Raw genomic sequence first — 10,727 nt, 5'->3', positions numbered from 1 at the left:
GTCAGCCCCGGGCCCGCAGCGCCTCGGTCAGCGCGGACACCACCCGGTCCACCTGGTCGGCCGTCAGCCCCGGGTACAGCGGCAGCGACAGCAGCTCCCCGGCGATCCGCTCCGTCACCGGCACCGACGCGCACTCCTCCACGCCCAGGATCTCCTGGTAGGCGGTCATCTGGTGCGCCGGGATGAAGTGGACGGACGTCGCGACGCCGGCCTCCTCCAGTTCGGCGCTCACCGCGTCCCGGTCGGGTACCCGCACCTGGTACAGGTGCCACGCGTGCGTGATCCCGTCGAGGTCCCGCTGCGGCAGCGTCAGCCCCGGCAGCCCCGCGAGGGCCGCGTCGTACGCGGCGACGATCTCCGCGCGGCGCCGCTGCCAGTCCGGCAGCGCCGCGAGCTGCGCCCGCCCGATCGCCGCCTGGACGTCCGTCATGTTCGCCTTCAGCCCCACGGCCTTCACGTCGTAGCGCCAGCTCCCGCCCGGCAGGTAGCGGCGCCACGAGTCCTTCGACATGCCGTGCAGCCGCATCGCCCGCACCCGGTCGGCGAACTCCGGGTCGTCCGACGCGACCGCCCCGCCCTCGCCGATCGGCATGTTCTTCGTCGCGTAGAAGCTGAAGCACGCCGCGAACGACGCCGAACCCACCGGCGCGCCGCCGCGCGCCGCGCCCGGCCCGTGCGCGGCGTCCTCGACGACCCGCGTCCGGTCCAGCCCCGCCGCCTCGGCGAGCGCCGCGACGTCCACGGGGTAGCCGCCCTGGTTCTGCACGACCATCGCCGCCGCGCCCGCCCGCGCCGCCGCCGCCGCGACCGTCCGCGCGCTCGGGACGAGCGTGTCCTCGTCCACGTCCACCAGCACCGGCCGGTGGCCCGCGTGCAGGATCGCGTTGATCGCCCCGCAGAACGTCAGGCTGGGCGTCAGCACCGCCGAACCGGGCGGCAGCCCGAGTGCCCGCAGGCTCAGCTCCAGCGCCGTCGTGCACGACGCCACCGCCACCACGTGCGGCGCGCCCAGGTAGTCGGCGAACTCCTGCTCGAACTGGGCCGTCTGCGGGCCCGTGGTGATCCACCCCGAGTCGAGGACCTTGACGACGGCGTCGGAGACCTCTCCGGCCAGCGACGGAACGGTGAAGGGAACGGAACTCATCTGCCCTACCTCTTGATCTTCCGGGTACCGACGACCCCCAGCAGCGGCCACCCCGACGCCGCCACCAGGTCACGCACCGCCTCCAGCCCCGACACCGCGGTGACCGGACCGACCACGACGACGACACCGGCGGACGCGTCCGTCCCCGGGTCGACGTCCTCGAACGCGTGCACGTGGCAGGGCTCCCGTGACGGCACCGGCGTCCGCCGCGCGACCTCGCCCGCCTTCTTCGCCATCACCGCGGTGCCCGCCCGCACCACCGACGTGCTCGTCTTCTTCGCCGCGGGCCCGCTGCTGTTCGCCGCCGGCCCGTCCCCGCCGTCGTCCGGCCGCTCCTCCTCCGGCTCCTCCGTCCGCGCGTCGACGAGCTTCGTCTCGTCCCCGTACACCGCGGACGCGACCGTCGACACCAGCTCGGCGGGCAGCGGGCCGGGCGCCCCGACCAGCGTGATCTGCGCGACGCCCTCCCGGCGCGCCGCGAGCCGCGTGCACCGGCCGAGGTCCGCCAGCTCCGCCGGGCCCCGGTCCGCCCAGCCCAGCAGCGGGACGCCCAGCCGCCGCGCCACCCGGCGCTGCCCCGGCACCGTCGGCCGCAGCATCTCCCACACCACCGCGACCAGGATCGCCAGCACCAGCCCGACCAGCCCCGCGATCGCCGCCAGCATCACCATCGGGTCCGACTCCGGCGCGAGCACCGCCGGCTGCACCACCGACGCCGAACCCGCCGCCGTCAGCTGCGAGGTCAGTTCCGTCCGGCTCGACCGCAGGTCCGTCAGCTCCGCCTGGACGCGCTCCCGCTCGTTCATCGCCCCGACGTCGGGCACCGTCCCCGACGCCCGCCGCGCCAGCGGGGCGAGCTTCTCCTCCAGGTCCCGGATCCGGTCGTTGATCTCGTCGATCTGCTCCGTCAGCGCACCCCGGTTCGACTCGTTGATCTGCTCGACCACCGCGTCGCCGACGGCGTCCGCCAGCTTCCGCGCCGTCTCCGGGTCGGCGTCCTCGACCGCCAGCTCCACGATCGTGGCCGTGCCGAGGCCCGTCACCTCGATCTTCTTCGCCAGCTCCCGCGGGTCGCGGTCGATCTTCTGCTCCTTCAGCACCGCCGTCAGCAGGTTCCGGCTCGTCGCGTAGGCCGTCACCTGGCTGACCACGATGCTGACGCCCGCGTCCCCGACGGCCGCGTCGGTCACGCTGCCGCTCGCCTCGATCCGGGTCTGCGCGACCGCGGGCGGCTCCCGCCCGTTCATCACGAACCCCACGACCAGCACGGGGACAACGGTCAGGACCAGCAGGAGCGCCCAGTAGCGGCGCCCCACCCGCGCGGCGACCTCGTCGAGTTCCACGATCTTCCCTCCGCCCTCGTCAGGCCGAGCGTAAGAACGTCGTAACCGCGCGAAATCGCCCAAAAGACGACCCCGGCCTACGCCGTTTGCATCAGTCCCGCGGCCGCATCCCCGCCCGCATCGCGAGCGTGATCGCCTCCAGCGCCGAATGCATCCCGAGCTTGGCCAGCAGGTTCTGCGTGTGCGTCCGCACCGTGTTCGCCGACAGCCCCAGCCGGTCCGCGATCTCCGCGCGGCCCAGGCCGTCCACCATGCACTGCAGGACCTCCCGCTCCCGCGGCGTCAGCTCCGGCAGCCGCTCCTCCTCCGCCCCGCCCACGAGCCGGCGCAGCACCTCGCCCAGCACGTCCGGCGGCACCCACCCGCCGCGCCGCGCCGCCGACCGGATCACCCGCGCCACCAGCTCCGCGCTCTCCGTCTTCGACAGCCACCCCACCGCGCCCCGCCGCACCGCCTGCACCAGCACGTCGAGCTCGCTCATCGCCGTCAGCACCACCACCCGCACGTCCGGATGCGACTCCCGCAGCCGGTCCAGCACGTCCAGGCCGCTCTCCGCGCCGAGCGTCATGTCCAGCACCACCACCTGCGGGCGCTCGGTCGCGGCCAGCGCCAGCGCCCGCCGGGCGTCGGCGGCGATCGGCAGGATCACCAGGTCGGGCTCCCGCCCCAGCCGGGCGGCGAGCGCCTCGGCGAACAGCGTGTGGTCGTCCACGATGAGGACGCGGATGGGTCGCATCTCCCGACCATGCCGCGTCCGGCGCCCGTCCGGATCCCGCAAACGCTGTACTCGTCCCGCCTCGCGCGCCCGGAGGAACCGTGCGCGGACGCCCGCCGCCCCGCCCCGGTTGACGCCCGTCCGAACTCGGACACCGGCGTTGACCGCCCCCGTGACGCTGCGGATTCTGTGCGTGTCCAGGCACTGGCTTCAGGGGATGCCACATGAAAGTCCTGATCACCGGGGGAGCCGGCTTCATCGGCAGCACGATCGCGTCGGTCTTCGCCGAGCACGGCATCACGCCCGTCGTGCTCGACAGCCTCGTCACGGGGCGGCCGGAGTTCACCGCGGGGAAGATCTTCTACCAGGGCGACATCGGCGACGGGGACCTCATCGACGCGATCTTCCGCGAGCACCCCGACGTCATCGCCACCGTGCACTGCGCGGCGCTCATCGTCGTGCCCGACTCCATGCGGGACCCGCAGCGCTACTACCGGGTCAACCTCGCCAAGACCCTCGACCTCGCGGGGCACCTGCTCCGCAACGGCGCCGACCGGATGATCTTCGCCTCGACCGCGGGGATGTACCGGCCCGAACCCGACCTCTCGGTCACGGAGACCTCGGCCCTCGACCCGCAGAACCCCTACACCCGCTCGAAGATGATGGCCGAACTGCTCCTCCAGGACCTCTGCAGGGCCCACGGCCTCCGCGTCATCTCCCTCCGCTACCTCAACCCCATCGGCGCGGACCCCCGGCTCCGCTCCGGCCTGCAGAGCAGCAAACCCACCCACGCCCTCGGCAAGATGATCGAGTCCTACGAGCTCGGCGTCCCCTTCCAGATCACGGGCGTGGACTGGGAGACCCGCGACGGCACCGCCGTCCGCGACTACATCCACGTCTGGGACATCGCCCGCGCCTTCTACGAGGCCGCGACCCGCTTCGACGCGGTCGTCCCGCCCAAGTCCGACCACCCCGGCTACGAGGTCGTCAACCTCGGCACCGGCGGCGGCACCACCGTCCGCGAGCTCGTCACCGCCTTCCGCGAGGTCGTCGGCGACGCGTTCCGCGCCGAGGACGCGCCCGCGCGCCCCGGCGACGTCGTCGGCGCGTTCGTCCGTCCGGAGAAGGCGTGGGACCTGCTCCGCTGGAAGCCCGACTACACGATCGAGGACGCGATCCGCCACTCCCTCAAGTGGGCCGAGCGCCGCCGGACCCTCGCCCCCTGACCGCGTGCGGCCCGTCCGGCGGAGCCGGACGGGCTCACAGCCGCGCGAACCGCCGCACGACCAGCACGAACGCGACCGCCGCGGCGCCGACCAGCACGATCCACCGGGCGGTCTGCTCGGCGGGCGACAGCGGGATGAGCGGATGCGGCGCGCGGAACCAGAGCATCTCCGCGGCCGCGCCGGCGGGGACGACGAGCCCCGCGAGGAGCCCGAGCGGCCCCGGCCGTCCGACACACGCCCCGAGCGCGCCGAGCGGGGGCCCGAACACGGCGGCGGCGACGCCCCAGAACACCAGCGCGCCCGCGTGCCAGCCGAACGGCTCCTGGCGCAGCACCGGATCGAGCACGTAGTACGCCGCCGTGGCCGCGAAGAGCGCGCCCGTCCCGGCCGCGGCCCCGAGCGGCGCCCGCCGGGCGTACCACCCGGCGGCCAGGGCCAGCGCGGCCCACGACCACCCCACGCCCAGCAGCCGGCTCGCGACCTGAAGCACCGGCGCCGCCACCGTCCCGGCGAGCGGCTCCCCGATGCCGGTGTAGGGACTCGACAGCGCGTTCAGCAACGACGTGACCGCCCCGAACACCGCCCCGACCACCACGGCGACGACAACTTTGATCATGAAAGAACTATCCCAAACCCCCCATCCCTCTCCCGCGCCCGCGGTGCACGAGGCGCTGCCCGTCCGGTCCGACGGCGAGCCCGAAGTCCTCGACCCCCGGCCGTCCGTGCCCGACCCACCAGGCGTGGGCTTCCTCGACGCGCGTCCAGACGTCCGAGGGCCCGCCGTGCTCCACGTGCGCCGGGACGCGCCCGGACGCCTTCGCCCACGAGCCGTCCGGCGCCGTGATCTGCGCGCCGCCGGCCTCGGAGTAGGCGTTGATCCCCGGTAGCCGCTGCCAGATCAGCAACGACAGGCCCGGCGTGCGCAGCGCACCCGCGCCGACCTCGCTCGTCCGGCTCCGCACGGACGTCGCGTCGATGTGGACGGGCTCCGGCGCGCCGGGCCGCGACACGTCCGGACGCGCGGACATGAAGCCCCACGTACAGCTCACGAGCGGCCCACCCGCCGTCCCGTCCGCGCCCACGGTGAGGAGCGCCAGCGCGCCCGCCCAGGTCATGCCCCGTGGACGGACGTCGGCGAGGACGACCCCGCCCGGACGAACCTGCCCGATCCAGGCACGCGGGACGCGCTCGAAGGCGACGGTCGCGATAACCCGGTCGTACGGAGCCCGCCCCGGGCACCCGAGCGCACCATCGCGCGCCTCGAGACGAGGGACGTACCCCGCACCGGCAAGCCGTCCCCGAGCGGCCTCGACCAGCTCCGGGTCGATGTCGACCGACGTGACGTTCTCCGCTCCGAGCCGCTCGGACAGCAAAGCGGCGTTGTACCCGGTCCCGGTGCCGATCTCGAGGACGGTCATGCCGTCCGAGACGTCCAGAAGCTCCAGCATCCGCAGCATCAGGCTCGGCCGCGTGGTCGAACTCGTGGACCATGCGGACCCGTCGTGCTCCTTGCGCTGCGTCACCAGCGTGTCGTCGCTGTAGACCGCGTCGAGCCACCGAGGATCACCGGCGCGCACGACTCCGGCCTCATCGTCGTGGAACGCGGGCACGAAGACGTGCCGAGGCACCGCCGCGACGGCCTCGCGCCATGCGGAGTCGGTGATCGCGCCTTGCCGCGCGAGCCCCTCGGCGAGGGCGGCCGCGCGGCCGCGCCAACCATCGAGGTCGTCGGTCATACGGCCGCTCCGAGAAGGGTGTCGGCGACGGCCTCCGCGATGGGAGCCCCTGTCTCGTCCTCCAGCCAGGCCCACTGGGAGCCCGGCCCGCACTCGAGGAACCACCATGCACCGTCCTCGGTCACGGCGAATGCCATCAGCTTCGCCCAGATCAACGCCCAGACCCCGGCTCGCTGGAAGCAGCGGAACAGCCGGTAGACCGACTGCCAGTGCCCGTAGCGTTCGGGCACGTCACGCCACGGTGCGCCGACCCGGGTCCGCCACCGGACGCCGTTCACCAGCTGCCGGCGCGACCATTTGGGCGGACGGCCACGTCCGCGCCCGTCCGGCAGCAGCGGCTCCAGGACCCGCCATTGCCGGTCGGTCAGGTCTTTGCGGGCTCCGATCGGTACGCTGGGCACGAGGTCTCCGGTGGTGATGGTCTTCTTGGTCGTTGATCCATCTACCGGAGACCTCACTCGTCTCCAGGCGCGACATGCCGCCCGAACCAGGACTTTCTAAACAGGACCTAACAGGACCGAGTCGCGCTCGCGCGTGAGCCGGACCCGCACCTTCCGATCCGGCGTACACCGCAGCGCGTTGGTGACGAGCTCGCTGGCAACAAGCTGCACGTCGTCCACGATGCCGAGCAGCCCCCACTCCGTGAGCCGAAACTCCACGAGCGTCCGCACCTGCCCAGGCGTCGTCCGAGTGACGACACAGGTCAGGTCCAAGTTCGCAGCGGCAGCGAGTCTGATGTCCATTACGTGCGCCCTTGTTTGGCTCGACCCAAGGAACTTCTCCGACCCTGTGGTCGAGCCGGTCGTGGTGATCCAGGTCTGTAGGCGACGGCGGTCGTCGTAGGTTGGACGAGCGTCATCGGAGACTCCGGATCGCGTACCTGTGGTGCTCGCACGCCCTGTGGCTAAGGGGGATAGCGGGTCTCGCTTCCGACATGCCGGGTACGTCTGTAGGGTGCGAGCGACGACCTCGGACGGGATTTGCTTCAACAAATCGCGTCCGAGCTTCATCGTCTCCTTGGCCTGCAGGTCTGTCAATAAGCTTCAACAAATAGATGCGATGGGGTGGACACGTGGGGGCAGCTCGGTACAACGAGATCGCCGACGACCTGCTGCGCCGGATCGACGAAGGTGAGTGGCAGGCGGGCGAGACGCTGCCGCAGATGGAGAAGCTGGCGAAGCACTACGACGCGAGCCGGAACGTGGTGGCCCGTGCGGTCGGCAAGCTCGCGCAGGAGGGGCGGTTGGTGTCGGTGCCTCGGCGGGGCACGGTCGTCCGGCCGAAGCATCGGAAGACGGTCATGCGTACCGACTTGGTCAGGCGGAACACCCGGCATCTGAAGGACGGGCAGGAGTTCGCGGCGGGCTACAGCTTCCCGGCGGCCATGGGCAACGAGCTGTGGGTGCACCATATCGAGCCGGAGGTCGGTGAGGCGCCGATCGAGGACCCGCGGTTCGCGCACATGCTGAACGTGCCGGTCGGGACGACGGTCATGAGGCGTCTGCGCGTGACGGGGCCGGAGGGGGAGCCAGCCTTCCAGATTTCGACGACGTGGATCCACCCCAGGATCAGCAGAGAGGTGCCAGAGGTCGCGGAGCCGTTCGGGACGGGGCCGGGTGCGTGGGTCGACGCGATCGAGGCCGCGGGGCACGGGCCTCTGGAATGGCTGGAGAGGCGTCGGGTGCGGATGCCGACGGCAAGCGAGACCAAGTCGCTGCTGATTCCGGCCGAGCTTCCCGTCTGGGAGATCGCTCGCATCAGCTACAGCGCGAAGGACGAGAAGGCCGTTGAGGTGACTCAGGTCGTCATCCCGGGCGACCGTATGGAGGAGGTGTCGCGTCTGCGGCGGGACGAGTCCGCGCTGTGGCCGCACGCCGACGCCGGCCCCGACGGCCGTCCGGTGGCCCCTGCCGGGTAACGCTCGCCCTCAGACGAGAACCGGTGGACGGGAACGGACGAACACTCCCTTCCCGTGCTCCGCGACAGTCAGCCCTTCGCTTTGGAGTATCTGAAGAGCGTTTCTCACTGTCATGCGAGCTACTTCATAATGTGCGATCAAGTTGCTCTCGGAAGGAAGTTTTGCTCCGGGCGGGAACCCGTTGCTTTCGATTGCCACCCGAAGATGGTCCGCAATCTGCTTGAATACCGGCCGGTCGCTGAGTGGGTCCACTTCCGGAAGTTTAAGGCCAGCCACGTGAGGCAACTCCTCAACTCGTACGTACATGTACTACGGTGAGTGTAGCCACAGGCGGGAGAGCAATAGCGTTCGCGAGTAGCTGGCCAGTGGTTCCTTAGACTCGTACCAGGGGGCACGACATGCTGGACGGTCGTCACTCGGTCAGTGTTGCCGGGGTCGTCGTGGACGAGCGGGGCCGTGCGCTACTCATGCAGCGAAGAGACAACGGGCACTGGGAGGCTCCCGGCGGGATCCTCGAGCAGGGCGAAAGCATTGTCGCTGGAGTGCAGCGAGAAGTGCTGGAGGAAACGGGCCTGCTGGTGACGCCGGTCGGGCTTACCGGAGTGTACAAGAATATAGTTCGCAGTATTGTTGCACTGGTCTTCCGCTGCACGGTCGACGGTGGCGTGCTGACCCCGTCCGAGGAGAGCAAGGCATTCTATTGGGCCACCGTCGAGGAAGTTCGAACGCTGGCAAATGAAGCGTTTGCGGTCAGGGTAGTGGACGCCATGGCCCATCATGCGACCGTCCCCATTCGGCATCATGATGGCGTCCGGATCATCGGGTGACGGACGGGCAACGGGAACGAGTACTCATCGCGTTCGGTGAGGGCACGTCGTCGCACGCGTACTTCGTCGAGCCAATCCGCTGGCTCGAACGCCTTGCGGCGGGGGCCGTCCCCGGAGCCCTTGCTGAGCAAGGGCGTCCAGGTACGCCCGTTCGGAGCCCCTCGGTCAGGCCCATGCGTCGAGGCTTCGGCAGCCCTCCGTGGTCTTCCCCTTGATTTTGCAGGCTATGACAGTGAGGTACATGTCCTCCGGCAGGTTCCCGCTCTTCCAGGACGTGCAGTACGGCGAATTGCGGCCCTGGGTGGTCGCGCTGCGAATGACCTGGCCTTCGTTGGTGACCAGCCAGCCGATGACCCCCCAGCCGTCGGCCTCGGTGTCGCAGACCCTCAATGCGTCACCGGGAATGAGGGGGGTGGGGTCTGAATTGAAGTGCGCGTACCCTGCGCTGCCGCACCAGGTCATATCGCAGAGGCGCACGTGTACCACCGCATCCTGGCTGGCGTGCGCCGGGGACGCGGTAATGGTCATTGCCGCGGCCGCCGTTCCCGCCGCCACCATTATGGTGGAAATCTTTTTCATGCCCACGCTCCCGTCTGCTGGCGCCCGCTTCGGCTATGTGCGGTGACTTGCGCTGTCAGGGTGCCACGCGGCGGTCAACGGCTATTGATCCTGGGTCCACAACCGCATGACGATCCGTGAACCTGTCCCGGCCCGTCCATCGGTCGCCCCCCCTCGCCGTGCTGGGTGCCGACGCACGCCGACGCCAACCCCGACGCCCGTCCGGTGGTCCCTGCTGAGTAACGCTCGTCCTCCACGACAACCGGTGGCTATCTGACGGGAGAAGTCGCCGCCTACATTTCACTGAGTGCGATGGACATGAGCGCTACAGCGCACGAGAGTCCGCCGAGTAGAACGACCCCGGACGCCGCCAAAGCGAGCCCTGGTCGCAGCATGCGGCGCGCCACCAGGTAGGCCGCCCCGCACGCCAGAAACGCGGCCACCGCGAGGTAGAGCACGAATATGGACGCCAATCCCACGAGCACGGCGGCGCCCACCGCGGCCGCCACCCTGGCCCCACCTCGAAGGTCGCGACCGACGAGCAGGTAAGTGACGACCCCGGCGAAGCCGGCGCACCCGGCCAGCACTGCGACAATGGTCAGGTCACCGGCATTCATACGTTTTCCTTCGCTCCGGAAACATGATGGCATCACGTACGACTCGCTCCCACCCCGAAAAGTTCGCTCACCAATTCGCGTTGATGGAACGAGGCCCGTGCCAAGGCCGTGACGCTCCCGCACAGGGGACATGCGGTGCGTTCGTCGCCGGGCGGCTAGTCAGCCGGTGGGGCGGAGGGCGATCAGGGCGATGTCGTCGGTGCCGTCGGCGCCGAGGCGGATGAGGAGTTCGTCGCAGAAGACGCCGAGGGGGGCGCGGGCGAGGGCGCCGGCGTGCTCGCGGAGGCGGTCGAGGGAGGCGCCGATGGATTCGTCGCGGCGCTCGATGAGGCCGTCGGTGTACAGCAGGAGGGTCGAGTGCGGGGGGAGCGGGGTGCGGGCCGCGGGGCGGGGCAGGTCGACGCCGGTGCCGAGCATGAGGCCGGAGCCGTCGTCGAGGTAGCGGGTGGCGCCGTCGGCGGTGGTCAGCAGCGGCGGGGGGTGGCCCGCGGAGGAGTGGAGGAGCTCGCAGTCCGCGCCGGAGCCCTTGACGACCCCGTAGATGCAGGTGGCGGTGGCCTCCTCGGCGAGGAGGCGGTTCGCGACGTCGAGGTGGTGCAGGACCGCCTCGGGCGGCTCCTGGCAGACGACGGCGGCGCCGCGC

At 70.9% G+C, this 10,727-nt stretch carries 14 protein-coding genes; 3 read left to right on the top strand and 11 right to left on the bottom strand.

Annotated elements, in window-relative coordinates; genetic code table 11:
• Position 1 precedes the first annotated feature (1 nt).
• From DMH08_RS18035 to DMH08_RS18025, 3 genes are all read right to left on the bottom strand, one after another.
• Complete coding sequence (locus tag DMH08_RS18035; RefSeq protein WP_125616107.1) at positions 2 to 1,144, bottom strand: DegT/DnrJ/EryC1/StrS family aminotransferase; 1,143 nt, start codon at positions 1,142 to 1,144, stop codon at positions 2 to 4.
• Positions 1,145 to 1,149: 5 nt separating this feature from the next.
• The gene (locus DMH08_RS18030) at positions 1,150 to 2,487 is read right to left on the bottom strand and encodes a hypothetical protein (RefSeq protein ID WP_125616104.1); all 1,338 of its coding nucleotides are present in this window, start codon (positions 2,485 to 2,487) and stop codon (positions 1,150 to 1,152) included.
• Positions 2,488 to 2,578: 91 nt separating this feature from the next.
• Positions 2,579 to 3,223: a response regulator gene (locus DMH08_RS18025; protein ID WP_125616101.1), complete on the bottom strand. Its 645-nt coding sequence runs from the start codon at positions 3,221 to 3,223 to the stop codon at positions 2,579 to 2,581.
• Between the two features lie 203 nt (positions 3,224 to 3,426).
• Between DMH08_RS18025 and galE the strand changes: the two genes are divergently transcribed.
• Positions 3,427 to 4,428, top strand: a complete 1,002-nt coding sequence (gene galE, locus DMH08_RS18020) for a UDP-glucose 4-epimerase GalE (protein ID WP_125616098.1) — start codon at positions 3,427 to 3,429, stop codon at positions 4,426 to 4,428.
• A 34-nt stretch (positions 4,429 to 4,462) separates the two neighbouring features.
• On the opposite strand, the gene DMH08_RS18015 is transcribed toward galE, so the two are convergent.
• From DMH08_RS18015 to DMH08_RS18000, 4 genes are all read right to left on the bottom strand, one after another.
• Positions 4,463 to 5,044, bottom strand: a complete 582-nt coding sequence (locus tag DMH08_RS18015; protein WP_125616095.1) for a hypothetical protein — start codon at positions 5,042 to 5,044, stop codon at positions 4,463 to 4,465.
• A gap of 7 nt (positions 5,045 to 5,051) precedes the next feature.
• Positions 5,052 to 6,164, bottom strand: coding sequence for a methyltransferase domain-containing protein (locus tag DMH08_RS18010; RefSeq protein ID WP_158642339.1), 1,113 nt, complete (start codon positions 6,162 to 6,164; stop codon positions 5,052 to 5,054).
• The gene (locus tag DMH08_RS18005) at positions 6,161 to 6,565 is read right to left on the bottom strand and encodes a transposase (RefSeq protein WP_158642338.1); all 405 of its coding nucleotides are present in this window, start codon (positions 6,563 to 6,565) and stop codon (positions 6,161 to 6,163) included. Before DMH08_RS18005 ends, DMH08_RS18010 begins: the two co-directional genes overlap by 4 nt.
• Before the next feature lie 96 nt (positions 6,566 to 6,661).
• Positions 6,662 to 6,907, bottom strand: a complete 246-nt coding sequence (locus DMH08_RS18000; RefSeq protein ID WP_026402349.1) for a sensor histidine kinase — start codon at positions 6,905 to 6,907, stop codon at positions 6,662 to 6,664.
• Positions 6,908 to 7,236: 329 nt separating this feature from the next.
• On the opposite strand from DMH08_RS18000, the gene DMH08_RS17995 reads away from it, so the two are divergent.
• Positions 7,237 to 8,082, top strand: a complete 846-nt coding sequence (locus DMH08_RS17995) for a GntR family transcriptional regulator (protein ID WP_199747867.1) — start codon at positions 7,237 to 7,239, stop codon at positions 8,080 to 8,082.
• 9 nt (positions 8,083 to 8,091) lie between these two features.
• Here DMH08_RS17995 and DMH08_RS17990 read toward each other — a convergent pair whose 3' ends face one another.
• On the bottom strand, positions 8,092 to 8,388 hold the full coding sequence (locus DMH08_RS17990) for a GntR family transcriptional regulator (RefSeq protein ID WP_125616085.1): 297 nt from the start codon (positions 8,386 to 8,388) through the stop codon (positions 8,092 to 8,094).
• A 92-nt stretch (positions 8,389 to 8,480) separates the two neighbouring features.
• Between DMH08_RS17990 and DMH08_RS17985 the strand changes: the two genes are divergently transcribed.
• Complete coding sequence (locus DMH08_RS17985; RefSeq protein ID WP_026402351.1) at positions 8,481 to 8,909, top strand: NUDIX hydrolase; 429 nt, start codon at positions 8,481 to 8,483, stop codon at positions 8,907 to 8,909.
• A 165-nt stretch (positions 8,910 to 9,074) separates the two neighbouring features.
• On the opposite strand, the gene DMH08_RS17980 is transcribed toward DMH08_RS17985, so the two are convergent.
• The 3 genes from DMH08_RS17980 to DMH08_RS17970 form a co-directional block, all read right to left on the bottom strand.
• Positions 9,075 to 9,488, bottom strand: a complete 414-nt coding sequence (locus DMH08_RS17980; RefSeq protein ID WP_125616083.1) for a hypothetical protein — start codon at positions 9,486 to 9,488, stop codon at positions 9,075 to 9,077.
• Positions 9,489 to 9,760: 272 nt separating this feature from the next.
• On the bottom strand, positions 9,761 to 10,084 hold the full coding sequence (locus DMH08_RS17975; RefSeq protein ID WP_026402353.1) for a hypothetical protein: 324 nt from the start codon (positions 10,082 to 10,084) through the stop codon (positions 9,761 to 9,763).
• Positions 10,085 to 10,243: 159 nt separating this feature from the next.
• A partial coding sequence (locus DMH08_RS17970; protein ID WP_148108594.1) for a PP2C family protein-serine/threonine phosphatase occupies positions 10,244 to 10,727 on the bottom strand: 484 nt, incomplete at its 5' end.

Origin of the sequence: Actinomadura sp. WAC 06369 (genome assembly GCF_003947565.1) — a bacterium.
Taxonomy (GTDB): domain Bacteria; phylum Actinomycetota; class Actinomycetes; order Streptosporangiales; family Streptosporangiaceae; genus Spirillospora; species Spirillospora rifamycini.
Note: the sequence above shows the minus strand (reverse complement) of the source record. Positions and strands in the feature narration are given on the sequence as shown.

What these genes read in the sequence shown, in the direction of transcription:
- galE (WP_125616098.1), top strand. Translation starts at nt 3,427, where the DNA reads ATGAAAGTCCTGATCACCGGGGGAGCCGGCTTCATCGGCAGCACGATC.
- DMH08_RS18010 (WP_158642339.1), bottom strand. Translation starts at nt 6,164, where the DNA reads ATGACCGACGACCTCGATGGTTGGCGCGGCCGCGCGGCCGCCCTCGCC.
- DMH08_RS17985 (WP_026402351.1), top strand. Translation starts at nt 8,481, where the DNA reads ATGCTGGACGGTCGTCACTCGGTCAGTGTTGCCGGGGTCGTCGTGGAC.
- DMH08_RS17980 (WP_125616083.1), bottom strand. Translation starts at nt 9,488, where the DNA reads ATGAAAAAGATTTCCACCATAATGGTGGCGGCGGGAACGGCGGCCGCG.
- DMH08_RS18025 (WP_125616101.1), bottom strand. Translation starts at nt 3,223, where the DNA reads ATGCGACCCATCCGCGTCCTCATCGTGGACGACCACACGCTGTTCGCC.
- DMH08_RS17975 (WP_026402353.1), bottom strand. Translation starts at nt 10,084, where the DNA reads ATGAATGCCGGTGACCTGACCATTGTCGCAGTGCTGGCCGGGTGCGCC.
- DMH08_RS18015 (WP_125616095.1), bottom strand. Translation starts at nt 5,044, where the DNA reads ATGATCAAAGTTGTCGTCGCCGTGGTGGTCGGGGCGGTGTTCGGGGCG.
- DMH08_RS18000 (WP_026402349.1), bottom strand. Translation starts at nt 6,907, where the DNA reads ATGGACATCAGACTCGCTGCCGCTGCGAACTTGGACCTGACCTGTGTC.
- DMH08_RS17990 (WP_125616085.1), bottom strand. Translation starts at nt 8,388, where the DNA reads ATGTACGTACGAGTTGAGGAGTTGCCTCACGTGGCTGGCCTTAAACTT.
- DMH08_RS18035 (WP_125616107.1), bottom strand. Translation starts at nt 1,144, where the DNA reads ATGAGTTCCGTTCCCTTCACCGTTCCGTCGCTGGCCGGAGAGGTCTCC.